The 23148-nt window shown below is 60.5% G+C and carries 24 protein-coding genes; 8 read left to right on the forward strand and 16 right to left on the reverse strand.

What is annotated here, in order from left to right; translation table 11 throughout:
- Window positions 1–4 precede the first annotated feature (4 nt).
- Entirely contained in the window at window positions 5–664 is a 660-nt protein-coding gene (locus LOY50_RS20345) for a transglutaminase family protein (RefSeq protein ID WP_258689038.1), read from the reverse strand.
- Between the two features lie 260 nt (window positions 665–924).
- Between LOY50_RS20345 and LOY50_RS20350 the strand changes: the two genes are divergently transcribed.
- A complete protein-coding gene (locus LOY50_RS20350) occupies window positions 925–3372 on the forward strand; it encodes an acyl-CoA dehydrogenase (protein ID WP_258689039.1) in 2448 nt (815 codons plus the stop codon).
- Between the two features lie 116 nt (window positions 3373–3488).
- Window positions 3489–3896: a PA2817 family protein gene (locus LOY50_RS20355; RefSeq protein ID WP_018604120.1), complete on the forward strand. Its 408-nt coding sequence runs from the start codon at window positions 3489–3491 to the stop codon at window positions 3894–3896.
- A 644-nt stretch (window positions 3897–4540) separates the two neighbouring features.
- Here the strand turns inward: LOY50_RS20355 and LOY50_RS20360 are convergent.
- Entirely contained in the window at window positions 4541–5539 is a 999-nt protein-coding gene (locus LOY50_RS20360; protein WP_258689040.1) for a LysR family transcriptional regulator, read from the reverse strand.
- A gap of 90 nt (window positions 5540–5629) precedes the next feature.
- Here LOY50_RS20360 and LOY50_RS20365 point away from each other — a divergent pair, with 90 nt between their 5' ends.
- The 4 genes from LOY50_RS20365 (at window position 5630) to LOY50_RS20380 (ending at window position 9021) form a co-directional block, all read left to right on the forward strand.
- Entirely contained in the window at window positions 5630–6256 is a 627-nt protein-coding gene (locus LOY50_RS20365) for an alanyl-tRNA editing protein (protein WP_258689041.1), read from the forward strand.
- Window positions 6257–6735: 479 nt separating this feature from the next.
- A complete protein-coding gene (locus LOY50_RS20370) occupies window positions 6736–7959 on the forward strand; it encodes a type II and III secretion system protein family protein (protein WP_253476892.1) in 1224 nt (407 codons plus the stop codon).
- A gap of 56 nt (window positions 7960–8015) precedes the next feature.
- Entirely contained in the window at window positions 8016–8729 is a 714-nt protein-coding gene (locus tag LOY50_RS20375) for a tetratricopeptide repeat protein (RefSeq protein WP_214509698.1), read from the forward strand.
- Window positions 8730–8751: 22 nt separating this feature from the next.
- Window positions 8752–9021, forward strand: coding sequence for a DUF3613 domain-containing protein (locus LOY50_RS20380; RefSeq protein WP_013694011.1), 270 nt, complete (start codon window positions 8752–8754; stop codon window positions 9019–9021).
- Window positions 9022–9811: 790 nt separating this feature from the next.
- Here the strand turns inward: LOY50_RS20380 and LOY50_RS20385 are convergent.
- From LOY50_RS20385 to LOY50_RS20445, 13 genes are all read right to left on the reverse strand, one after another.
- On the reverse strand, window positions 9812–10012 hold the full coding sequence (locus tag LOY50_RS20385; RefSeq protein ID WP_258691286.1) for a nucleoid-structuring protein H-NS: 201 nt from the start codon (window positions 10010–10012) through the stop codon (window positions 9812–9814).
- A 209-nt stretch (window positions 10013–10221) separates the two neighbouring features.
- Complete coding sequence (locus tag LOY50_RS20390) at window positions 10222–11187, reverse strand: type II secretion system F family protein (protein ID WP_214509696.1); 966 nt, start codon at window positions 11185–11187, stop codon at window positions 10222–10224.
- 27 nt (window positions 11188–11214) lie between these two features.
- Window positions 11215–12201, reverse strand: coding sequence for a type II secretion system F family protein (locus tag LOY50_RS20395; RefSeq protein WP_214509695.1), 987 nt, complete (start codon window positions 12199–12201; stop codon window positions 11215–11217).
- Window positions 12198–13640: a CpaF family protein gene (locus LOY50_RS20400; RefSeq protein WP_258689043.1), complete on the reverse strand. Its 1443-nt coding sequence runs from the start codon at window positions 13638–13640 to the stop codon at window positions 12198–12200. The genes LOY50_RS20395 and LOY50_RS20400 overlap by 4 nt, the downstream gene beginning before the upstream one ends.
- Window positions 13641–13643: 3 nt before the next feature.
- A complete protein-coding gene (locus tag LOY50_RS20405; protein ID WP_214509693.1) occupies window positions 13644–14864 on the reverse strand; it encodes an AAA family ATPase in 1221 nt (406 codons plus the stop codon).
- Window positions 14858–15352: a TadE family protein gene (locus tag LOY50_RS20410; protein ID WP_258689044.1), complete on the reverse strand. Its 495-nt coding sequence runs from the start codon at window positions 15350–15352 to the stop codon at window positions 14858–14860. The genes LOY50_RS20405 and LOY50_RS20410 overlap by 7 nt, the downstream gene beginning before the upstream one ends.
- Complete coding sequence (locus tag LOY50_RS20415) at window positions 15352–15831, reverse strand: TadE/TadG family type IV pilus assembly protein (RefSeq protein ID WP_258689045.1); 480 nt, start codon at window positions 15829–15831, stop codon at window positions 15352–15354. Before LOY50_RS20415 ends, LOY50_RS20410 begins: the two co-directional genes overlap by 1 nt.
- Window positions 15832–15839: 8 nt before the next feature.
- Complete coding sequence (locus LOY50_RS20420) at window positions 15840–17156, reverse strand: TadE/TadG family type IV pilus assembly protein (RefSeq protein WP_258689046.1); 1317 nt, start codon at window positions 17154–17156, stop codon at window positions 15840–15842.
- Window positions 17157–17225: 69 nt separating this feature from the next.
- Window positions 17226–18041, reverse strand: coding sequence for a Flp pilus assembly protein CpaB (gene cpaB, locus LOY50_RS20425; protein WP_214509690.1), 816 nt, complete (start codon window positions 18039–18041; stop codon window positions 17226–17228).
- Between the two features lie 15 nt (window positions 18042–18056).
- A complete protein-coding gene (locus LOY50_RS20430) occupies window positions 18057–19385 on the reverse strand; it encodes an AAA family ATPase (RefSeq protein ID WP_258689047.1) in 1329 nt (442 codons plus the stop codon).
- Between the two features lie 2 nt (window positions 19386–19387).
- Entirely contained in the window at window positions 19388–19918 is a 531-nt protein-coding gene (locus tag LOY50_RS20435; RefSeq protein WP_258689048.1) for a prepilin peptidase, read from the reverse strand.
- 26 nt (window positions 19919–19944) lie between these two features.
- On the reverse strand, window positions 19945–20139 hold the full coding sequence (locus LOY50_RS20440) for a Flp family type IVb pilin (RefSeq protein ID WP_109754421.1): 195 nt from the start codon (window positions 20137–20139) through the stop codon (window positions 19945–19947).
- Between the two features lie 156 nt (window positions 20140–20295).
- The gene (locus LOY50_RS20445) at window positions 20296–20490 is read right to left on the reverse strand and encodes a Flp family type IVb pilin (RefSeq protein WP_008070254.1); all 195 of its coding nucleotides are present in this window, start codon (window positions 20488–20490) and stop codon (window positions 20296–20298) included.
- 311 nt (window positions 20491–20801) lie between these two features.
- Here LOY50_RS20445 and LOY50_RS20450 point away from each other — a divergent pair, with 311 nt between their 5' ends.
- Window positions 20802–21671, forward strand: a complete 870-nt coding sequence (locus tag LOY50_RS20450) for a DNA-binding response regulator (protein WP_258689049.1) — start codon at window positions 20802–20804, stop codon at window positions 21669–21671.
- 47 nt (window positions 21672–21718) lie between these two features.
- On the opposite strand, the gene LOY50_RS20455 is transcribed toward LOY50_RS20450, so the two are convergent.
- Window positions 21719–22150 carry an Lrp/AsnC family transcriptional regulator gene (locus LOY50_RS20455; protein WP_003204346.1) on the reverse strand — a complete coding sequence of 144 codons (432 nt, stop codon included), beginning with the start codon at window positions 22148–22150 and terminating at the stop codon, window positions 21719–21721.
- Window positions 22151–22337: 187 nt separating this feature from the next.
- On the opposite strand from LOY50_RS20455, the gene LOY50_RS20460 reads away from it, so the two are divergent.
- On the forward strand, window positions 22338–23051 hold the full coding sequence (locus LOY50_RS20460; protein ID WP_214509686.1) for a YitT family protein: 714 nt from the start codon (window positions 22338–22340) through the stop codon (window positions 23049–23051).
- Window positions 23052–23148: the final 97 nt, after the last annotated feature.

Consider the following 23148-nt stretch of genomic DNA (forward strand, 5'->3'; position numbering starts at 1 on the left):
CGGATCAGGCGCGACTCAAATCGCCCTGCAGGTCGCCGAGCAAGCGCGGCACCTGCGCGCCGAACAGGTGCGGGTAGCATTTCTCCAGGTGTTCGAAGAAGAACGCTTCGGGCACATCGGCGAACTGGCCGTGGTCGGTGAGGTACTCCATCAGCTTCGCCCCTTGTCGATTGAACGGGTGGAAAACGCTGTCGTAGCGACCGTCGAATTCCAGCGGGGCCACGTCGAACAACTCGCACAGCCCCTGGTTGAATGCCGGCGTGGCCTTGACCCAGCGGTCGTTCAGGTACAGCTCGGTATAACCGTGCATGGCGAACACGTCGCTCCTGAGCAATTCCAGCAAGCGCGGTGTAGACAAGTGATTGCGGACATCCGCCAGGCCGATGCGCGCCGGGATGCCGCAATGCCGGGCGCAGCCGGCCAGCAAGGTGGCCTTGGGCACACAATAGCTTTCGCCGACGGCCAGCGCGTAACTGCCGCGCAGGGTCGCCGGGTCGCGACTGAAAGTGTAGGGGTTGTAGCGCACTGCCTCGCGCACGGCGTAATACAGGCTGACCGCTTGCGCCAGCGGGTCGCGGTCGGTGCCGCGGTGGGTTTCGGCGAAGTCGATGACCGCGAGGTGATCGCTGTCGATGAAGGGGCCGGGGTTCAGGTATTGCTGCATAAAAGGAAGGCCTCTGGAGAAACATCACCGCTTGCCTCGAGTTTATCCACAGCCCTCAGCCAACGATAACGGCATTCCGGCCAAACAATGGCGTTTTCTCACCTTGTTAACGAACGATTTCCCACGGCTGTTGCCAACCAGACTGGCGCAATGCACCCAGGGTTTCCCACGAAATCAATCACATCGCGCTGACCGCCGGTTTTGCAGATGCCGTCTAAGCTCTGAAGGTCGGTTTTGCCTTGGTTCACGGAGGATTACATATGCTGTTGTTGTGGATACTGGTCCTGGTCGTCGGGATCGCCTGGCTGGCGCATCGGCGCACCGACCCGCTGCCCGCGCTGGGTATCGTCGCGGTCTATCTGTTGGCCATGGGCATTTTCAGCCATGCGCCCGGCTGGCTGCTGCTGATCCTCTGGGTGGTACTCGCGGCTGTCGCCGCCCCGCTGCTGCTACCGGACCTGCGCCGCAAATACTTCAGTGCACCGATGTTCGAGTGGTTCCAGAAAACCCTGCCGCCCATGTCCGAGACCGAGCGCGATGCCATCGACGCCGGCACGGTGTGGTGGGACGGCGAACTGTTCAGCGGCCGCCCGGACTGGGACTTGCTGCTGGCCTACCCCAAGGTGCAACTGACCGAGGAGGAGCAGGCGTGCCTCGACGGCCCCACCGAAGCCCTCTGCGCAATGGTCAGCGACTGGCAGATCGGCCAGGCCATGGACCTGCCGCCTGAAGCCTGGGCTCATATAAAGGAGCACGGGTTCTTCGCGTTGATCATTCCCAAGGAATACGGCGGCAAAGGCTTTTCTGCCTACGCCCATTCCCAGGTGGCAATGAAACTGGCCACGCGCAGTGGCGACCTGGCCTCCACCGTGATGGTCCCCAACTCCCTTGGCCCGGCAGAACTGCTGTTGCACTACGGCACTGATGAGCAACGCGACCATTACCTGCCGCGACTGGCCCGTGGCGACGATATTCCCTGCTTCGCCCTGACCGGGCCGCTGGCCGGTTCCGACGCCGGGGCGATGCCCGACACCGGCATCATCTGCAAGGGTGAATGGGAAGGCCAGGAAACATTGGGCCTGCGCCTGAACTGGGAAAAGCGCTACATCACCCTCGGTCCGGTAGCCACCCTCCTGGGCCTGGCCTTCAAGGCGTATGACCCCGACCACCTGCTGGGTGAGGAAGAAGACCTGGGCATCAGCCTCGCCTTGATTCCCACCGACACCCCTGGCGTGCATATCGGCCGCCGTCACCTGCCCCTTGGCGCCGCGTTCATGAACGGGCCGAACTGGGGCAAGGACGTGTTCATCCCGCTGGACTTCCTCATTGGCGGCCAGGACATGCTCGGCAAGGGCTGGATGATGCTGATGAACTGCCTGTCGGTCGGGCGCTCGATTTCCCTGCCGGCGGTGGGCACCGGTGCCGCGAAGTTCACTAGCCTGGTGACGGGCCAGTACGCCCAGGTGCGCGAGCAATTCAACGTACCGTTGTCGGCGTTCGAAGGTATCCAGGAAGCCATGGCGCGCATCGGTGGCAACGCCTGGATGATGGATGCTGCGCGCATGCTGACCGCCAACGCCGTGGACCTGGGGGAAAAGCCTTCGGTGCTGTCGGCCATTCTCAAGTACCACCTGACCGAACGCGGCCGCGAGTGCATCAGCCACGCCATGGACGTGCATGGCGGCAAGGGCATCATCATGGGCCCGAACAATTACCTGGGTCGCAGTTGGCAAGGTGCGCCGATCTTCATCACGGTCGAAGGCGCGAACATCCTGTCGCGCAACCTGATGATCTTTGGCCAGGGCGCCATTCGCTGCCATCCGTTCGTACTCAAGGAAATGGCCCTCGCAAGCCGTGAAGACAAGGACCAGGCGCTGGTCGAGTTCGACGCCTTGTTGCTCAAGCACATTGGTTTTGCCGTGAGCAACGCCGCCAGCACCCTGGTGCTCAACCTCGGCCTGGGGCATTTCGAGAAGGCCCCCGGCAATGCCTTGAGCCAGGGTTATTTCCGCGCCCTCAACCGGCAGGCTGCGGCGTTCGCCCTGCTGGCGGACCTGAGCATGATGCTGCTGGGGGGCGAACTCAAACGCCGGGAACGCTTGTCGGCCCGCCTGGGCGACGTATTGAGCAACCTGTACCTGGCGTCCGCAGCGCTCAAGCGCTATCACGACCTGGACTCGCCGGACCACATGACACCGCTGTTCACCTGGGCCATGGAGGAAAGCCTGGGCCAGTCGGAGCGTGCGCTGGATGAACTGCTGAGCAACTTTCCGAACCGGGTGCTGGGCTGCCTGTTGCGCCTGGTGGTGTTCCCCTTCGGTCGTCGTCACAAGGGCCCGAGCGACAGGCTCGACGCCGAGGTGGCGGCGGTCATCTGCCGACCCAAGGGTGACCCGACCCTCGAAGAGTTGCTGCAGGGCTGCTATCGCCCACAATCCGCCGATGATCCGGTGGGCGCCCTGCAACACGCCGCAGACCTGCTGGCCGCCGCCCATCCGCTGCACAAGAAACTGCACGTGGCGCTCAAGCAGGGTCAGCTCAACCCCGCGCCGGGCGAACCACTCATCGACGCAGCCCTGGAAGCGGGTGTGCTGCAAGCCGGTGAAGCGCAGACCTTGCGCGCGGCCGAGGCGGCGCGGCGCAAGGTCATCGATGTGGATGACTTCGATAAGGAGGAGTTGACGCTGGCGCAGGACAAGGTCCGTTGATCCTGACGACCGGCTACGCTCGTGAGCTATAGCTTTCACCTACAGCTCTTCACCTATAAAAGCGGGCGCAAGGGCTTTATACTCCTGCGCCCGTTTTGCTCTTGAGGACTTATCTCGTGTCCAATGTCGTTGCCGATCACCTTGTCTTGCTTGACCACTTGCGCAGCATCCTGGTCGCCGTGGGTGAGGCCGAACAGGTGCCCGAAGAAAGCCACGCCCTGTTTCTGGAGCGCTTCGACGAGTTGCGCGCGCAACTGCCCGTCGACCCGATAGAAAGCCAGTACCTGGGCCAGGATCTCCTGTGCCAAGTGATCGTCCGTTATCCACAAATCGCCCACCTGGTGCCTCGCGACCTGCTCTGGTACTTCGCCGGCGACTGCCTGCACTACATGCCCGACGAAGAAATCGCCCTGTACCAGGCCCTGGAGGAGCGTCGTTTCGAAGCCGAGCAAAACGACGAGCCTTTCGACTGGAACCAGGAAAAGCAATTGCTGGCGATGTCGGAGCAGGACAGCAAGCACTGATTGCGATCCGTCATGCAAAGGCCCGCACGGTTAACCCGGCGGGCTTTTTTTTGCCTTGCCAAAGTGTGTTGCCTGGACGGGCCTCATCGCGAGCAAGCTCGCTCCCACAGTTGGATCGGTGTACGACTGAGAGAGCCTGGTCGGCTGCCAGGCCGCCTCGCGAGCAAGCTTTGCTCCCACAGATCGGAAGGGTGTACGACCGCAAGAGCCAGGTCGGCTATCAGGCCGCCTCGCTTTTGCTTTTGATCTGGAGGCCCCGTTAACCACGATGGCCGAACGCAGGCATTGTGGAGTGGGCAACCCGGCATGGATGCCGGGATAGCCGCGCTGGGCCATGGATGGCCCTTCGCGGCGGGCCCACGGAGCAATGCCGGAGAGAGGGCATGCCGAGCCTAGGCGAGGCACCGAGTGGTGGGGCAAGCCCTTTTTGCTTACTTTTTTGGCGTCTGAAAAAAAGTGAGCCGCCGTAAGGGCGGAACCCTAAGTAGCCGTTACCGCAGCAAAGGATATGTACCTGGTCAACAAAATCCATGTCGACTGACACCTCGCCATCGCGAGCAAGCTCCCCACTGGTTTGTGGTTGATCATAAAACTCATGTACGCAGCAAATTCTGTGGGAGCGAGCCTGCTCGCGATGAGGCCGGTCAAAACAACCCATCACTCTCCGGCAACTCATAACCCGTCGCGACCTGGCTGGGGCCACTCCCGCCGCCCACCGTGCTCAAGGTCGGTTCCTTCTCCAGGCACGCCACCAGATAATCAATGAACACCCGCAGCTTGGGCGGTAGGTAACGAGTCGGTGAATGCAGCAACCACAAGCCACCGTGGTAGGAAGCCAGGAACGTCCAGTCGGCCAATACCTGCACGATCAAGCCTTGCTCCAAGGCATGACGGGCGGTGAAGTACGGCAGGCTGCCAATGCCGATGTGCTGCAAGACGGCCCCCAACCGCACGCCCGTGTGATTGGCCGCGTAGCGCCCATGCACGCCGACGGTGATGGACTTGCTGCCTTTCTTGAATTTCCAGCGCGCGTCGTTCGGGGTTGCCCCCAGGTAAATGCAGCTGTGTTCCAACAAGTCGTGAGGATGCGTGGGCGTACCGTGTTCGGCCAGGTATTGCGGCGTGGCGCAGAGCAGGTGATCGATGGTCAGCAACTGACGCCCCACCAGCCCGACCGGAGGTTGATCGGTAATCCGGATGGCCAGGTCGACATGATCGTCGATCAGGTCAACCTGCCGATCCTCCAGGAACAGCTCCACATCGACCTTCGGATAACGACGCAAGAATTCGGGCATGTGCGGATGAATCACGAAACGCCCCACCGCCTTGGGTACGCTGACGCGGATGCGGCCTTCAGCCTCCTGGGTGAACTGCCCGCTGATTTCCATCACCGACCGAGCGGCAGCGACCATTTCCTGACAGCGCTTGAACACCTCTTCCCCACCATCGCTCAAACGCAACTTGCGGGTGGTGCGTTGCAACAAACGGGTCGCCAGGGCTTTCTCCAGGCGAGAAATACTGCGGCTGATGGCCGATGGTGATGAACCTGACTGGCGGGCCGCCTCGGAGAAACTGCCGGTCTCCACGACCTTGACGAAGATGGCCATTTCGGCCAGCAACGGCAATGGTAGATTTGTGCTCATGGCGCAACAGTCCTTTGAAATTTGAACGGATTATCACCCTTTTATGCCCTACCTATAATCCCGTCACAATTTCTGATGTGGGTATGGCACATGACGCTTCGCCTCTTTTTCCATAGCGATGACCTCAAGGCCAACGTGGAAGTCCTGGATTGCAGCCCCCGGGAACATGAATTTGCCGTGGTGCTGCACGCCACGCTGTTCCATCCCCAGGGTGGCGGTCAGCCCTGCGACACCGGATGGATCGGTGAAAGCCAGGTGCTGCGCGTGGTCCAGGAAGGGCCACAGATCGTCCATTACGTCGACCGCCCGGTGGCCTTGGGCACGGCTGCGATCCGCGTGGATGCGCAGCGCCGACAGTTGAATGCGCGTCTGCACTCGGCTGGGCATCTGATCGGCCATTTCGCCGAGACCCGTGGCTGGACGCCGATCAAGGCCCATCATTGGCCCGGTGAAAGCCGCGTGCAGTTCCAGCCAGGGGAAAATCCTCAGGAACTGGACATCTCGATCATTCAGCAAGGCATCGACGAATGGATTGCCAACGACCTGTCGCGCTTGATCACGTTGCGCGAGGGCCTGCGCGAAGTCGGTTTCGGTGAGCTGGCCGCCTACGGTTGCGGCGGCACTCACGTGCAGCACCTGCAGGAACTGGGAACCGTCACCATCGCCTCGCTTTCGCAAAAGAAAGGAACACTGTCAGTGCACTACCACGTGGCCTGATATCCGCCAGCCCCTGCGACCCGCAATGGCTCGCAGGCCTCGCCTCCCCCTGTCAGGTCTGGCTCCTGCAAATCCCCTTCACAACACAAAAAGACAGATTATTGACGCCCGCTTGCGCGAGTTTTTCCCTTCCGTCACTTTTTAGTCATTTTTTTTATTTAAGGCGTGGCGCTTTGCCATGCTTGAACTACCGTCAAACAGAAGCGATGACAGGGTCGGCAAAACGCTCCTGAAGCGACCTGATCGACACCGTCTTTGCCTTCGTAAATCCCGGATCCCCCGGGTACCGAAACGTTGTTTGCAAGCAGCCTGTCGTTCAGTCAGGCCGGTGAAATGCGCCCGTTTGCTGGTAAGCGACGCGGCCTGAAACCGGAACCAATGAACGATCAGGTTAGATGGAAAGGGGTAGCCCGGGCCTCTTAAGTGATCCGCGGCAAATAGTTAAGCCTAGGGATGGTCTCTTCATCGAGGATCACTTCATGACCCATCGTACTGCTCCCGTTCTAAAACATTTCCTTCATGGCCTGTTCTGGATGGGTCTTGGCTTGGATGCGGCCCAGGCCGCAGCGGCAAATTGTTCGCAGCTGGACAATTTGCCGGCAACCTTCGAGGTCGGCCAAGGGCTCCAGAGCGAACTGCGCATCCTCGCCCCCGTGACGAAGTTGGCCGTCGGCGACCCAAAAATTGCCGATGTGCAGCCCAGTGGCAACGATGCCTTTATTCTCACGGGCCTGGCGCCCGGCGCCACCAGCCTGATGGTCTGGACCGACTGTTCGAAAATACCGCGCCAGAGCATGGTCTTTGTCAAAGGCCGGGCCACCGAGGCGCTGACCGGCGCGGCGAGCATCCCGTCCGAAGATCCGATGCTGCTTGCCCAGGTACAGACCGACATTCGTTTCGTTGAAGTCAGCCGGACCAAACTCAAGGAAGCCTCGACGTCGATTTTTGGCAGCCGTGGCAACTTCCTGTTCGGCTCGCCGAGGACCTTGCCCACCGTCGGCGGTATTGTCCGGCCTTCATTGCCGGTCAATAACGACATGTTCAACCTGTCTTTTGCCACCGGTAAAACGCTGTTGATGATCAACGCACTGGAAGGCAGTGGTTTCGCCTATACCCTGGCGCGGCCGAGCCTGGTGGCCCTCAGCGGGCAAAGCGCGAGCTTCCTGGCCGGCGGCGAAGTGCCGATCCCGGTGCCCAGTGCCGGCAGCGACAACGTGTCAATCGAGTACAAGGAGTTCGGCATTCGCCTGACCCTGACCCCCACCGTCATCGGCAAGAATCGCATCGCGCTGAAGGTGGCGCCGGAAGTCAGTGAGCTGGACTTCACCAACGCGGTGAACATCGCCGGGACACTGGTGCCTGCACTCACGGTGCGTCGTACCGACACCAGCATCGCCTTGGCCGATGGCGAAAGCTTCGTCATCAGCGGCCTGATCAGCACCCGCAACAGCTCCCAGGTGAACAAGTTTCCGGGGCTGGGCGATATACCGATTCTCGGCGCGTTCTTTCGCGACAACTCCATCAACCGCGAAGAGCGCGAGCTGCTGATGATCGTCACGCCGCACCTGGTCCAACCGTTGGCCGCCGACGCGCAACTGCCAACGTTGCCGGGCGAGCAACTGCGTAATTACGACCCGAATTTCTACCGCATGTACTTCCTCGAACATGGCGAGTTCGACAACCGCAGCGGGCTTTCCCAATGAGCCGGCGCCAGACGTGCGAAGCACCTATTGTCCAACGGCTTGCCAAGGGGCATTCAATGAAAGCAGTGATCGCAATAGCGGCGACCTTGATGCTCGCCGGCTGTGCCAGCAACGGCGTAGTGGCTTCACGCTCGACCCAGTGCGCCAAGCCCGAATCCGACCAGGAACTGGCCCTGAACATGGCCGAAGACATGGCCAACGAAGGTCGTTTGTACGCCAGCCTGGCGAACCTCGAACGCTTGCCCGATGACTTGGTCCAGGTCCGCCTGCGCAAGGCTCGGGTGCTGCGCCTGATGGGTCGCAACGAGGCCGAACCGTTGTACAAAAGCCTGCTCGGGACATGCCTGGCCGCAGACGGTGAACATGGTCTTGGGCAGTTGGCGGCTGCCAGAAATGACAATGCGACGGCTACGCAATACCTCGAACGCGCAGCGAAAATGGCCCCGACCGAAGGCAAGATTCGCAACGACCTGGGGGTCGTCTACCTCAACCAACGACGCATTTCAGAAGCCCGCTTCGAGTTCATGACCGCGATGGAGCTCCAGCAGTCAGACACGCTGGCAGCGCTCAACATGGTGACCCTGCTGATCTACCAGGACAACTGGAAGCAGGCCGCCGAGCTCGCGAACATGGCCAAGCTGAGCCCCCAACAAGTGGCAGATGCCCAAGCCCGTGCGGAAAAAATCAGGGGTTCGGCCGCTAACGCCGTGACGTCACAAGCCAACCGCCTGACCGAGGTTGTCGACGCCTCAACTGGCGCGGTCAAGTAGAGCGTTACGAGGAGTCCAAGAAATGATGACCAAACAATTGATGATTGCATGCATGGTGAGCCTTTCCAGCAGCGCCTGGGCCATTGACCCGGGCCCCTCTTCGCCCGCACAGCAAGGCACCGAGAGCTGGATGCAACTGCAGATTCGCGGCGTGGTGGCCTCCACCAACCTGCAAACCGCCTCGGCCGCCGAACGCGAGATGGCCATGCAGCGTTGGCTCAACAGCTTCAACTACCCGATCCCGGAATTCTTTGACCAGGACTCGGCAGGAGAAATCACCAGCAGCAAATGAAGCATGCTGGAAACGAAAGACCGCGGCCTCTGGAAGTACCTACATTTGATCCGATGTAGGTACTTCCGGAGGCTGCGGTCTTTTGGCTTGAACGGTCGGCTGACTAAAGGCGCAAACCTGTGGGAGCGAGCTTGCTCGCGAAGGCGGACTGACATTCAACACCTTCATTGACTGACCCACCGCCATCGCGAGCAAGCTCGCTCCCACATGGGGTCTGCAGTGAACACAAAACCCATGAACATCACAGATCACCTGTGGGAGCGAGCCTGCTCGCGAAGGGGCTTTCATATCCAACATCCATGCAAACTGACCCACCGCCTTCGCGAGCAGGCTCGCTCCCACAATGGACCTATGCTGAACACAAGACTCATGAACACCCAAGATCACCTGTGGGAGCGAGCTTGCTCGCGAAGAGGCCTTCATATCCAACATCCATGCAAGCTGACCCACCGCTATCGCGAGCAGGCTCGCTCCCACAATGGATCGGGGTACGACCGGGAGAGCCAGGTCGGCTGTCAGGCCGCCTCGCGAGCAAGCTTTGCTCCCACAGATCTGATGGCTCCCACAGATCTGATGAGGTGTACGACCGGGAGAACCAGGTCGGCTGTCAGGCCGCCTCGCGAGCAAGCTTTGCTCCCACAGATCTGATGGTTCCCACAGATCTGATAAGGTGTACGACCGGGAGAACCAGGTCGGCTGTCAGGCCGCCTCGCGAGCAAGCTTTGCTCCCACAGATCTGATGGTTCCCACAGATCTGTGGGGTGTACGACCGGGAGAGCCAGGTCGGCTACTAGGCCGCCTCGCGGTGGACGTTGATCTCGGGCGCCCCGTTAACCACGATGGCCGAACGCAGGCATTGTACAGTGGGCATCCCGGCATGGATGCCGGGATAGCCGCGCTGGGCCATGGATGGCCCTTCGCGGCGGGCCCACGGAGCAATGCCGGAGTGAGGGCATGCCGAGCCTAGGCGAGGCACCGAGTGGTGGGGCATGAAGCGTTTTGCTTACTTTTGACTGGGCCGGCTTCCGGGCTTCTCAAAAGTGAGTCGCCGTCAGGGCGAAACCCTAAGCAGCCGTTACCGCAGCAATGGATATGTACTCGATCAACAAAACCCTGGCCAACTGTCAGGCCGCCATCGCGAGCAAGCTCGCTCCCACAATGGGACTGTGGTGAACACAAGCCCCATGAACACCCACCGATCTACATATTCCCGAAGGCCCTGAACACACCGATCATGGCCGGACCAATGGCAACCAGGAAGAAGCTCGGCCACAGGCAGAAAATCAGCGGAAAGATCAGCTTGGTGCCAATCTTGGCCCCCATTTCTTCGGCAGCCTGGGTACGCCGGTCGCGAAACTCATCGGCGTAGATCCGCAGGGTATCGGCCACGCTAGTGCCGAAACGGATGCTCTGCGCCAGCAGGCTGACCAGACCCTGGATATCCTCCAGGCCGGTACGCACGGCCAGTTGCTTGAGGGCCTCGGTGCTGGTGATGCCCGCCCGGATCTGCGCATTGACCAGCGCCAGCTCCTCGGCCAGTTCAACCTGGCTGACCGACATCTCTTCAGCCACCCGCTCGATCGTCGTGGGCAGGGCCAGGCCCGACTCGACGCAAACCACCATCAGGTCCAGCGCATCCGGGAATGCGGCACGCAGCCGGCCTTGCCGTGCCTCCTTGCGTTTGCCGACGTAGATCGCCGGCAGCAACCAGCCAATGCCCGCCACAAGGGTCACCGCCAGCAGGCCGATGGCCACTGAAACCTTGACCATCGGCAGCAGCAACAACGCAACGCCGACCATCAACAACGGCAACATCAGGCGCACCGCCCAATACATCTGCACCGCCGAGGCAGACCGGTAACCGGCATGGGTCAGCAAGGTCTGGGTCGCGGACGTGTGGGCCTGATCGGTCGAGGCAAAGCGCTGGCCAACCCGTTCCAGCAAGAGCTGCAGGTTACTGGGCGCCTCCTGCCCCACAGTGTTGCCAGCGTAACCGCGCTTGATCAGCGCCAAGCGCCGCTGCACCGGATCCTGCAAGCCCAACATCAATAGCATGAGCGCGACGACCGCCAACACCGTGCTGACGCCGACCACTGTGACGAACAACAGGCGTGCCAGCTCTTCGTTGCCGGTAAACCGACTCAACAATCCGAGCAAAAAGTCCATGACTGAAACCTCTCGGCGCAACAGCGCTTATACCTGGATCCGGATGATCTTTCTTATCCAGAAAATCCCGATCAACATGGCGCAGAACGCGCCGATGATCAGCTTGTGCCCTATGGGGTCATTGATCAGTACCGGCATGTAGCTGGGGCTGGTGAGCACGATGGCGATCGCCAGCACGAACGGGATCGCCACCAGCACCCAGGCCGACATGCGCCCTTCCGCCGACAGCGTCCTGATCTTGCGCTGGAAACGAAACCGCCCACGAATCAAGCGACTCAGGCGCTCCAGCACTTCGGTCAGGTTGCCACCGGTCTCACGGTGGATCAGGATCGAGGTCACCAGCATCATCACCGTCATGCTCGGCATGCGCTCGAGCAGGCCGAGCATGGCCCGGCGCACATCGTTGCCATAGTTGATGTCGGAAAACGTCATGCCGAATTCCTGGGCGACCGGTCCTTTGTGCTCCTCGGCGACCAGGCGCAGGGTTTCGTTGAACGGATGCCCGGCGCGCAAGGCCCGGCACATGGCGTCCAGCGCATCCGGCAAACCTTCCTCGAACGCGGCGAAACGCTTGTTGCGGTCACGCAGGATTTTCAGCACCGGCACCCAGGTCAGCGCAAATGCCGCCAGCAGCGCCAGCCACCAGACGGGCGAGACCATCAGCACCAGGGCACCGGCCACCACCCCCAGGATCAGACCGAGCAGCATGACCCGATAAGCCCGGTATTCATGCCCGGCCTGCTCGATCAGCTGGGTCAGGTTGGCCATGAACGGCAGCTGTTCCAGGCGGGCTTCCAAGGGTGACAGGCGCGTCAGGTACTTCTGCCGCAACACGGTCTGCATGTTGGGCAAGTGGTTGGCCTTTTCCAGCACATGCAGGCGCCCGCGAATGCGCTTGCGCATCTTGCCGGCTTCTCCGAACACCGGCACCACCACGCCCTGGGACAGCAGGAATACGGCGATGAACACCATGCCGAGGAAAATCAGGATGAATTCACTGGGGATATTGCTCATGACGTCCGGCCCTCCATCCACTCAGGGCGAAACAGGGTCAGTGGCAGTTCGATGCCGCGCTTGGCCAGCACATCGCGGAAGGCCGGGATCATGCCACTGGGCCGATACTCCCCAAGCACCTCGCCGTGCTCGCCGATGCCCTGGCGCACGAAGGAGAAAATTTCGGTCATGGTGATGATCTCTCCTTCCATCCCGTTGATCTCTTGCATGCTCACCACGCGTCGCTTGCCGTCTTCTTGACGCTCCAGTTGGATCACCACATCGATGGCCGAGGCAATTTGTTGACGCATGGCCTTGATCGGAAAAGTCGCCCCGGTCATCGACACCATGTTCTCGACTCGCCCCAGGGCATCCCGCGCGGTGTTGGCGTGAATGGTGGTCAGCGAACCATCGTGACCGGTGTTCATCGCCGTGAGCATGTCCATCGCCTCGGCGCCGCGCACCTCGCCAATGACAATGCGGTCCGGACGCATCCGCAGGCTGTTGCGTACCAACTCCCGCTGGCTCACCTCGCCGCGCCCCTCGATGTTCGACGGCCGGGTTTCCAGGCGTACCACGTGAGGTTGCTGCAGTTGCAACTCGGCCGAATCCTCGATGGTGACGATGCGTTCGTTGTGGGGAATGAAACTGGACAGCACGTTGAGCATGGTGGTCTTGCCGCTGCCGGTCCCGCCGGAGATCAGCACGTTCAGGCGCCCGCGAACGATGGCCTTGAGCAGCAAGGCAATGGCCGGGGTCATGGTGCCAACCTGGATCAGGCTGTCGGTGTTGAGCAGGTCCACGGCGAAGCGCCGGATCGACATGCTCGGACCGTCGATGGCCAGCGGTGGAATGATCGCGTTTACCCGCGAGCCGTCCTTGAGCCGGGCGTCCACCAAGGGCGAGGACTCGTCGATACGTCGCCCCAGGCTGGAAACGATGCGGTCGATGATGTTCAGTAAATGCTGGTCGTCGCGAAAACGCACGTCGGTGCGTTGCAACTTGCCGAAGCGTTCGACGTAGACCGAGGCAAACCCGTTGACCAGGATGTCGGACACGCTATGGTCGGCCAACAGCGGTTCCAGCGGCCCGAGGCCGAGCACTTCATCGGTGATCTGCTTGATGATCAACTGCCGGCTGACGGTACTTACCGGCGCCGAATGTTCCTCGAGCAGGCGCTGGCAGATATCGCGTATCTGCCGCGTGGCCTCGACTTGTTCCAGGGCATCGAGCAACGACAGGTCCATGACCTTGAGCAGTTGCTGGTAGATCTTTTCCCGCCACTCGGCCTCCACCGGCGTGACCTGGCTGCGAGTTTCGTAAAGCACGTCGGGGATGGCCTGCTCCCAGGCCATTAACGCGTCTGTCGGGTCAGGCAGGCCGTCGCCGGGCTGGGCGCCCACTGAAGCGCCATGTTTGGCGGGCTGTTTGCGCAAGCGGTTACGAAAGTCGCTGATCATGGGTCATCCCCCGAAAAAACGGTTGAAGGCACGTTTAAGCAGGCCCTTGTCTGTGGCCATCTGGTGACCGACCAGGTCTTCGGTCAAATCGCGCAGGGCGGCGGTGATTGCCGCCTTCGGCGCATGCAGCCCCAACGGCACGCCAGTGTTCTGACTCTGGCTGACCAGGTTGAAGTCATTGGGCAATTTCGACAGGTTCGTGCAACGCAGGGCCTCGCCGATGTCCTTGAGGCTGACAGCAGCGTTTTTGTCATAGCGGTTGATCACGATCTGCAACTGATCCCCGCGCACGCCCAGGTCTTCACGCAGGATGCGCACCAGGGCACTGGCATCGCGCAGGTGGCTGACGCTCTGTTGCACCACCACGTACACCCGGTCCACCTGTTCCAGCACCGAACCGGTGAGGTGATCGATCTGCCGCGGCAGGTCCACCACCACCCACTCATAACTGGCGCGGGCCAGTTGCAACAGGGCGTCAAGCTGTTCCGGTTGGGCGTCCTGGGGCAGGCACAATTCGCCAGCCCGGCCACCCAGTACGTGCAGGGTCGGGCTGAAGTGGCTGCAAAAACCCCGCAGCGCGACGCTGTCCATGTCATCGATCTGCTGCAGTACTTCCAGATGACTGTGGGACTGCGCCACGTCCAGGTAATGGGTCACGCTGCCAAATTGCAGGTCCATGTCCAGCAGCAAGGTATTGCCTGCCCGGGCGCTGAGCTGCTGGGCCAGGTTGCAGGCCACCAGGGTTCCGCCGGAGCCGCCCTTGGCGCTGATCACGGCGACCAGCTTGCCCTCGTTGCCGTTGCCCAGGCGGACTTCCGTCACCAGGCGATTCAGGGCCGCTACCAATTCGGTATCGGCGATGGGTTCAGGCAGCACATCCCGGGCGCCGGCCTGCATCGCCAGGCGCATGCCCTCCTGCTCACCCAAGGGGCCACATACCAGCATCGGCGGACGTTCATGGGCCGGACGTTGCAACAACGCCGACAGCTCTTCGCGCCACAGGTGGCTGACGCGCAGCAGTAGCAGGTCGGGCATGCGGTCCAGGCCGTAGAGTGGGTCGACATGGCCGTTGCTGACCAGGCGCGTGCTCACTTCAAGGCCAGGCATGCGCTGGCAGACGCATTGCAGGTCGCGCAGCGACGTGGCATCGCGACTGCTGATCAGTATCCGCAGCCCGGCTCTGCCAGTCGCGGTCGAAAGCGGAGTTTCCTTGGTGTTCAGCATGGTGTGATCTCCCCGGAATCGGAATGACGCCCAAGGCTTTCGCGTGGCAAGGTTGCCCTGAACGTGGGCAGGGTGATGGGCACGCCTAAGCCGGGAATGAACAGGTTGAAAACGAAGTTCTGCACGCTCAGCCGGACATAGCGGATGGCTCGAAAGCCGGTGGTGCCGGTGGTGTTGGCGGGGTTCGCCACCACCGCTCCGTTGACGTCCAGATAAGTCAGCGCCAGGTTCGAGGTCGCCAGGCTACTGATCAGTTGACTGGTACCGGCGTCCGTCGCGGCGTTGAAGATGGCCCGGCGCAACACCACCGGGTCGCTGATATTGCACACCGCCGCCAAACGCGCACCACGGCGCGCGGCTTCATCCAGTGCGTTGACCGTAAAGTACAGCCGGCCCATTTCCACCACGCCAAACAGCAGGATGAAGACCAGCAAACCCACGAAGGAGAACTCCACGATGTAAGTGCCGCGCATGTGTTTGTTATTCATCACAGCGCCCTCATGACAGTGGTTGCGACCAACTGGATGCCCAGTGGAATGGCATTGCCGAAAAATCCTGGAATCGAACCCGTGCAGTTACCCGCACCAATCACCGGGCAGAAGGTGTAGGTAATAGTGACGCGCACATGATTGATGCCCACGGCGGCGACCTGTACGTTAGCCGTGGTCAACCCTGACACCGCGGCGGTGCCGGCAGCGCTGGGCACGCCATACACCGCAACGTTTTTCGTCTGGGTCAATAGCGTGTTGCTCAGGGCAATTCCGCCGAGAGTAGAGTTCCACGCCTGGCTGGCGACGAAGCGGTCGGCATCGCGACTGGCCTGCAGCAGCACGTTGTACTGGTAGAGCATGCGACCGAACTCACCGAAGGCCAGCAGCAACAACAGCAGCAATGGCAGCACCAGGGTGAACTCCACCAGCGCCACGCCTTGCTGGGCGTGCGGTGGCTTGAATCGGGCAAGTCTCATGACGCCTCCTACGAGTCGGTGCTCGGAGTGCCGCTGCCGTTGAGATAGGTTTTGTAGAGCTGGATGATCTGCGGGCCGGCATCGCTGGACGGCGTGGGGCCGGGGACGTTATCGCCCTCGCACTCCTTGACGAACTGGCCAAAAACCAGGGAGTCCGAGCCCCCGCCATCCACCGGTTGCACGACGAAATAGCAGCCGAACCCCAGGACCGGAATCGAGGTGGAACCGCCCTGCTTGCCGGTGCAATTGCCAATCACGATCTTCAGCATCCGACGTTCGAAAACCCCGTTGCTTTGGCAGCCGCTCGCCCCTCCCGCTACACAGGCGGCAACCTTGGTCCGCCAATCGTTGTAGTCCTGTATTGCCTCGCCGCCCGCCGAGAGATCGCCGTTGCTCGAAGTGACGGCTTTGCCTTTGTATTGCGCCTGGGAGAGCGCATTGTTGTAGGTCATCGCCGGGGTGCTCGACGTAGTGACCAGGTCCGGTGGGTAGTCCGAAGAACTGACCGGACCGTTGTAGATACCGAAGCGCGTGTTCATGCCTTGGGACGTTGGGCCGGCTTTATTACCTGGTGCAGTCTGGACGTTGTCGCCGACACTGCGGCAAACCGAGCCACCGCCGGCAAGATCCTCCCGGACTGCACTGCCGCCTGAGCCGAAATCCAGCAATTGGAAATTCCCCGGGCCGATGGGCGACGAGTTCCCCGCCGCCGTTTTCAAGACTTCCAGGTCGCCAAATTGATACCCCCAGAAGTTGCCGGCGGCCGGGTTGTATTGAGTGGCATCGCCACAGACCATCAACGGCGCCAGGTCACAAGGAGAGGTCGGACTGGGACCCGCAGTGGCAATCGCCGCCACGCGCTTATTGCCCAAGCCGGCGCTGCCCATCGTTTGCACGAAACTCCAGAAGAACCCGCTCAACTGATAGCTGGATACCGACACCCGTACGTATTTGGCATCGGTAGGCCCTGGGTAGGAGAACGGGCCGTAGACGCTGCTGGAGAGTTCCACCACGGCAAACGCACCCGGGTTGCCGGCGACGGCGGTTGCCAGCTCGGTGTTGCCGGCGGCGTTGGCGTTTCTGTTGAGCGTGTCCAGGGCCGCCGCGCGGGTGGTGCTGGCCATGTTGATGCTGCCACTCACCTGGCTCAGGGTCTTGGCGCCGCCCAACGCCGCGGCATCCACCGCATTTTGCAGGCGCGTCTTGTTCAGCAGCATGTGCCCGCCATCCAGGGCCAACGCCGCCATCATCGAAATCGCCACCAGGGCGATCACCATCAGTACACTCACCGCCCCTCCCTGGCGCCGGATATTGGCATTCATCATCGAGCCCTCATACAACGTTTGAGGATCGGCATCGCCACGGCCCGTAACGGCCTGGCATGGAGGCGTCACTCAGCGAACATTGATCACGCTGCTTTCAATCCCACGGATCAACGTGATCGCCCCGCCTTGCGGCTTGGCACTGCGCAGCACCACAGGTTTTGGCACTGGGGCCGCCGCCATCGCCATGACCGGCGCAGGGGCTGGCGGCGCAACGGCCACGGCCTTCTTCTCCAGGTTCAACGGGTTGCGCAAGGCCAATTGCAACTTGCCCTCGGTCTGCGCAGTGACCAGCAATTCCGCTTCGGTGGCGGACATTTCCAGCGTCACGGCCCGCACCACTACGGGTTGGGTCTTGTCCGTGCCTGCGGTCTGGTCCACGGCCAGTACCCGCAGGTTTTCCAGGAGAGTCCGGGATGTCGCACTGTTGCTGCCGGCACTGGTGGTCTTGGTCGCCAAGACATCGACCCGGTTGCCGGGCAAGAGGAAGCCACCCACGCCGACCACATCATCCACACGCACCGATATGGCCCGTTTGTCCGGTGCGATCAGCGAAGCCAGGGTGCTGCCGCCCAAGTGCTCGCTCAGCCGCGCACCCCGCACGATGTCGCCGCGCAGGATGTCGAAGGTGGCGATCTTGCCCACGGCCTGTTCGCTGGAATCGAAGGCGTCGTCCGGGATCGTGTCCATGGGCATGCGCACGGTCGTGACCTGCTGGGCCTCGACCATTTGCCCGAAGGGGATTTCCACCGTGGCGACCACCACGCTTCGCAAGTGATCGTCGGGGGTCGCGTTGAGTCGCGCGCTCAGCCAGGAGTCAGCCATCCATGCGGCACCAAGGCCCATTACCAGGGAAATGCCTATCAGCGGAAGCGTACGAGAGCTCATGTCGGTATCTCCAGATCAAAGGAAGTCGAGCTGAACGAAGTAGTTGTGCCAGGCCCATTCCAGCTCTTGCGGCGACAGGGGCCCGGAACCGCCCAGGTAACGCTGGCGGTCGAGCGCCATGTTCAACAGGTCACGGGGATGGCAAGGCACCAGCGGCATGCCTTCGGCTGCATACAACCGCTGCAGGACATAGCGCACCAACAGTGGGTCATAGGGGATGCCCAAGCGTTCGCACTCCTGGCGCCAGATCTGTTCGTATTCCTCGGGCTTGAGGTAGCCGAACTGCACCTTGTAGCCAATGCGCCGCAGGAAGGCCTCGTCGGCCAATTCGAGGGGATTGAGGTTGGTGGAAAACACCAGCACCAGGTCAAACGGCAATTCGCAATGCCGGCCGCCGCCCAGGTTGATGAAGTCGCGCTTCTCCTCCATGGGCACGATCCAGCGATTGAGCAATTCGGCCGGGGCCATGCGCTGGCGGCCCATGTCATCGATGATGAACAGGCCATTGCTGGCCTTGAGCTGCAACGCCGCCTGGTATTGCCGGGTGAACGGGTCGTAGCGCACGTCCAGCTGTTCCATGTTCAGCTCGCCGCCGGTAATGACGATCGGGCGTTTGCAGCACAGCAGCCGGCGATCGATGCCTTCGTTGAGCATCAGATTGTTCAATTGGCCGTTGTCATCCAGGCGCTGGTGCACCTGCGGGTCGTAGATCTCGATCACCGACTCGTTGATGACGATGGCATGGGGCACCCAGATCGCCTCGGCGAACAGCCGGATCAATCGGCTGCTGACATAGGTTTTGCCCGTGCCCGCCGGGCCGTAGATCATGATCGCCCGCCCGGAATTCAGGGCGACGCCCAACTGGTCGAGCATGCCCTGGCTCAGCACCAGGCCGGCCAGCGCCTGGTGCATGTCCTTGGCGGTGATGCGGCCATGGTGAATGGTCTGGATCTTGATCAGCGAGCGATAGGTGCTCACCGGGAACGGGGCCGCGCCGATGTAGCCGCTACGGGCCAGGGCGTCACGCGCCGAACTGCGGCCGCGCTCGGTCAAGCCATAACGCAGCGTCTGTCCGCCCGATTGCCCCAACTGGCCCAGCACTTCGACGCGACCGTCCTTGCGCAGGAACGCCAGGACTTCTTCCAGCACCGCGCCGGTCAGGGCCAGGCGCTCCACCAGCCGCGACATGTCCAGCACACCGGCGTCGTGCAGGTGCTTGCACACCAACTCACCCAGGAAGCTGTCGGTCAGGCCGGTGTCGCGAATGGTGCAGGGTTGTGGCGCCAGGCGTTGGACCGCTTCCCGTTCGCTGGGGTAGGCATCGCTATCGTTGATGACGTGCATGACTAGACTCCCCAGCCGCTGGCAACCAGTTGCCAGTAAACGCTGTTCAAAGTACCGATCAGGATCGCAATCGAATAAGGAAAGGGTTTGCCGGCCACCTCATCGGAAGTCGGCGCCAGGTAGGCCTGGGCTCGCACAATCAACCAGTAGCGCCCCAGGGTCTGGAGCAATTGGCCCCGGGCCAGGACGATCAGGAAACCGCACACACCGCCGGCGATCAGGCTGAACAGCGCCGCCCACAGTGCGTAATGAAAAGGCAGGAAGCTGCCGACCATGGTCATCAGCTTGACGTCACCGGCGGCCATGCCACCGACCGCGTACATAGGCAGGAACAGCCCGAAACAGATCAGCATGCCCAACAGGCTGTCGCCCAGGCCACCGACCCCATCGGCGTACACCTGGCCGGCCAAGCCCAGGGCAAGGCCCAACAGGACCAGCGTGTTGGGGATGCGGTGGCGAAGCAGATCGCTCACCACCGCCACACCCAGCAGTCCTAGCAGCAGTACCGTCGACACCAGCAATTCCATGGACATGATGCGTCTCCCTAGTGTGATTATCGTTAGCAGGCGACGTTGCTATTGACGACCTGGCACAGCGCCCGGATCTTGGTATCCACGGCGCCGCCCAGAAGGACGAATGCCGCCGCCACCAACACCGTGATCAAGCCACCCGCCACCGCGTATTCAACAATGGTCAGGCCGTCTTCATCTTTGGCGAACTTGCTGATCGAAGTGCTTATTGTCTGGAGAGTCATTTCATGAACCTCACGCTGGTAAGAAGTACTGCTAAAACCTGGTTGGAGGGGGACAGCGCGAAGTCCATTTGATTTATTCGTTGTACTCACTGCAAAAGAGTCGCAAGCGTTATTCCTTGAAAGTTACCGTGTCCCCGTCACCGCAAGTTGTCGCTGTCAGCAGGCAACGTTGCCGTTGACCGCCTGGCACAGTGCACGGATCTTGGTATTCACGGCACCACCCAGAAGCACAAACGCGGCGGCCACCAATACGGTGATCAACCCACCGGCCACGGCGTATTCCACAATGGTCAGGCCGTCTTCATCTTTGGCGAACTTCAGTACCGAAGCCTTGATTGTTTGAAGAGTCATTTCGCACACCTCATCGGGGTTGTTTTTCAAGGGGCAGTACATTGCGAACTGCCTGATGCAACCCTAGTCAGCAGGTGGTCATAGCCGTTAGGAGGATTTTGCACATCGCTAGGATTTTTTTGCGGGGGATGGGAAAGGCCCAGAGGCCGGCAAATCCATCCGTACTGCAGCGCAAACGGGCGCTCGCGAGCGTCTCGTGGCGGGGACGGCGCTAAAAGATCGGGTTTTTATAAAAATTTATTCGGCGAAGTGATAGCACAGTGACAATACTGCTAGCTAAAGGGCAGGAAGAACCTCTGGGTAGTCGTCCTATGGCGCCAAGTCTGACTGAAAAACCAAAGCTGTTATGGTTCGATCTGACTCACGATCGGTCCACCAAGGAACTCGTCTCCCAGTTCCAGGACAGCTGCGACTGCACGTTGGCAAAGAACGCCATGCTGCCCAGCGGGGAACAGGTCGACATGATCTGCATCCACTTCGATCGCCCGGACACGCCGGGCCTGCGGCGCCTGTTGGAGATCAAGCGGACCGTTCCGACCATCCCCATCACCATGTTCACCGTGCAGCACTCCGAAGAACTGGCGGTGTGGGCCATGCGCTCCAGCGTCTGGGAATACATGGTGGTGCCCCTGTCTACCGCCGAGAGAAGGCGCTACCTGACGGCCGTGGTGCAACTGTGCGAGTTGCGTCGCAATACCAATGGCCGGGCAAAGACCTCGCAGATCGACCACTCCCCGACCCTGCCGGACAGTATCCGCCTGACCTCCGGGCACCAGAAACACCAGGCCCTCAGCCACATCATGCTGTACATCGACCAGCATTTTCGCGACAGCATCGACCAGCGCGATCTGGCCAAGCGCTGCGGAATGACCACATTTCGCTTCAGCCGGGTGTTCAAGGAGGCCAACGGGCTCGGCTTCACCGACTACGTGCTGAACAAACGCATGAGCTTTGCCAAGGAACTGCTCGACAACAGCCAGATGCCCATCACCAGCATCGGCTACGAGGCCGGCTTCAAGGACCCGTCCTACTTCGCCCGCGCCTTCAAGCAATACGCCAGTTGCACCCCCAGTGAGTACCGTCTTGCGTACCAGGTACGCAGCGCACGTCCTGCACCACCCTCTGTGGATGAAGCGGCTCTGGAAGCGATTGAAAACCTGGTGCACAGCCTTGAGGGGTGAGCCCTATTTGTTCAGCAAGGCACGTAGTCAGTGCGCAGCACCCAGGCTCATGGGGCGAGCTTTCTTCTCTCGATAGGAATGGACAGGACAATGCTGGTACGCGTCTCTCCGTACGCGTTGATTTTCGCAATGATGTCCTCGATTTCAGCCATGGATCTGGCGTAGATCCGGATCAGATAGGAGTCGTTTCCCGTGATGTGCAGGCACTCGACGACTTCGGGTATGTCGGTGAGTGTTGCTATTAATTTGGATTTCGCTGGCTTGAGGGTGGTGATGCCGACGACAGCTGATATGCCGTACCCCAGCTTGGTTGGATCTAACTGAGCGCAATAGCCCTTGATGACCCCTGAGTCTTCAAGTTTGCGCAACCTGTCATTGGTGGCAGGAATAGAAAGACCTGCGTGCTTGGAAAGCTCTGTGATGGAAATGCGACCACAGTCCTGTACCTTACCCAGGATTTTGACGTCTATACGATCCATGTGCGTTTTCCCCGGTTAAAAGTATAAATTTTAATGAAAAGCGCGCGTTTTTCATTAAAAAAAGCATGCACCAAAATAAAGCAGGACGCTAGTCTATTTCCAGCCTGAAAGCCGAGGGCAATCAATAGCCCTGCTCTTTAGCGTGACGCACTCATAATAAAATATTCTCTCCAGGGATGGTGTTCGCATGGAAGATGAAAAGATAAAGTGTGGAAAAAAGTCATACTCTTTCACCCAGCACATTGGCACGCAAGTACTAAATCTTCGCCGCTTCAAGAAGGACCAGATCCTGATGTACTTGACGGGTGTCGGTTTCTTTTCGCTGGGCGCCAAGTGCTTCATCATCAGTCAACTGGGTACCGATCCATTAGACGTCTTGATCATTTCCATCGATAAAATACTTATGCTTGGCATGGGCATTTGCTCGGCTATCGTGTCCCTCTTCTTCCTCACATGGTGGATGCTCTGGAACAAAAAATATCCGCCGATAAGTCCCTTTATTACAACAACACTGACCGGTCTGTTGATTGATCTCTGGTCATGGTTGGGGCTCGGAGAGTATTTGATCGCGAGGATGAATGAGTACACGTTATTGGCGACGGGGCTGATGTTATGTGCCTATTCCTCCGCGTTGATCATCATGAGCGGTATTGGAATCAGGATCATGGACCTGGTGGTCCTGACCATGGTCTCCAAGTGGGGCTGGTCATTCACCAAAGCAAAAATGATCATTGAAATCGGCATCTTTTCGAGCGGATGGCTTTTAGGCGGCCCGTTCGGCGTGGGAACGATTGCATTCCTGCTAGTGATCGGCCCACTTATTCAACCCTTCATGAACATGAATGCCAAGCGCTTTTCTCTCAAGAACTATGGATTGATTCGCGCTTCATCCGCCTACTAATACCCATAAAGATAGCTGCCATCCATGGCAGCGGGATTGTTTCGCCTCGACTTTTTCAACCGATGATATTGATAGCAACTTCCGTGATGAGGACTGA

The sequence above is a fragment of the Pseudomonas sp. B21-010 genome (genome assembly GCF_024749325.1).
Classification (GTDB): Bacteria; Pseudomonadota; Gammaproteobacteria; order Pseudomonadales; family Pseudomonadaceae; genus Aquipseudomonas; species Aquipseudomonas kilonensis.

Bases quoted from the DNA above. Each gene is read 5' to 3' on its own strand.
- LOY50_RS20445 (WP_008070254.1), bottom strand. From the start codon at position 20,490: ATGACTCTTCAAACAATCAAGGCTTCGGTACTGAAGTTCGCCAAAGAT.
- LOY50_RS20460 (WP_214509686.1), top strand. From the start codon at position 22,338: ATGGAAGATGAAAAGATAAAGTGTGGAAAAAAGTCATACTCTTTCACC.
- LOY50_RS20370 (WP_253476892.1), top strand. From the start codon at position 6,736: ATGACCCATCGTACTGCTCCCGTTCTAAAACATTTCCTTCATGGCCTG.
- LOY50_RS20365 (WP_258689041.1), top strand. From the start codon at position 5,630: ATGACGCTTCGCCTCTTTTTCCATAGCGATGACCTCAAGGCCAACGTG.
- LOY50_RS20375 (WP_214509698.1), top strand. From the start codon at position 8,016: ATGAAAGCAGTGATCGCAATAGCGGCGACCTTGATGCTCGCCGGCTGT.
- LOY50_RS20380 (WP_013694011.1), top strand. From the start codon at position 8,752: ATGATGACCAAACAATTGATGATTGCATGCATGGTGAGCCTTTCCAGC.
- LOY50_RS20405 (WP_214509693.1), bottom strand. From the start codon at position 14,864: ATGCTGAACACCAAGGAAACTCCGCTTTCGACCGCGACTGGCAGAGCC.
- LOY50_RS20415 (WP_258689045.1), bottom strand. From the start codon at position 15,831: ATGAGACTTGCCCGATTCAAGCCACCGCACGCCCAGCAAGGCGTGGCG.
- LOY50_RS20345 (WP_258689038.1), bottom strand. From the start codon at position 664: ATGCAGCAATACCTGAACCCCGGCCCCTTCATCGACAGCGATCACCTC.
- cpaB (WP_214509690.1), bottom strand. From the start codon at position 18,041: ATGAGCTCTCGTACGCTTCCGCTGATAGGCATTTCCCTGGTAATGGGC.
- LOY50_RS20400 (WP_258689043.1), bottom strand. From the start codon at position 13,640: ATGATCAGCGACTTTCGTAACCGCTTGCGCAAACAGCCCGCCAAACAT.
- LOY50_RS20385 (WP_258691286.1), bottom strand. From the start codon at position 10,012: ATGCCCCACCACTCGGTGCCTCGCCTAGGCTCGGCATGCCCTCACTCC.
- LOY50_RS20420 (WP_258689046.1), bottom strand. From the start codon at position 17,156: ATGATGAATGCCAATATCCGGCGCCAGGGAGGGGCGGTGAGTGTACTG.
- LOY50_RS20410 (WP_258689044.1), bottom strand. From the start codon at position 15,352: ATGAATAACAAACACATGCGCGGCACTTACATCGTGGAGTTCTCCTTC.
- LOY50_RS20450 (WP_258689049.1), top strand. From the start codon at position 20,802: ATGGCGCCAAGTCTGACTGAAAAACCAAAGCTGTTATGGTTCGATCTG.
- LOY50_RS20390 (WP_214509696.1), bottom strand. From the start codon at position 11,187: ATGGACTTTTTGCTCGGATTGTTGAGTCGGTTTACCGGCAACGAAGAG.
- LOY50_RS20350 (WP_258689039.1), top strand. From the start codon at position 925: ATGCTGTTGTTGTGGATACTGGTCCTGGTCGTCGGGATCGCCTGGCTG.
- LOY50_RS20360 (WP_258689040.1), bottom strand. From the start codon at position 5,539: ATGAGCACAAATCTACCATTGCCGTTGCTGGCCGAAATGGCCATCTTC.
- LOY50_RS20440 (WP_109754421.1), bottom strand. From the start codon at position 20,139: ATGACTCTCCAGACAATAAGCACTTCGATCAGCAAGTTCGCCAAAGAT.
- LOY50_RS20455 (WP_003204346.1), bottom strand. From the start codon at position 22,150: ATGGATCGTATAGACGTCAAAATCCTGGGTAAGGTACAGGACTGTGGT.
- LOY50_RS20435 (WP_258689048.1), bottom strand. From the start codon at position 19,918: ATGTCCATGGAATTGCTGGTGTCGACGGTACTGCTGCTAGGACTGCTG.
- LOY50_RS20395 (WP_214509695.1), bottom strand. From the start codon at position 12,201: ATGAGCAATATCCCCAGTGAATTCATCCTGATTTTCCTCGGCATGGTG.
- LOY50_RS20430 (WP_258689047.1), bottom strand. From the start codon at position 19,385: ATGCACGTCATCAACGATAGCGATGCCTACCCCAGCGAACGGGAAGCG.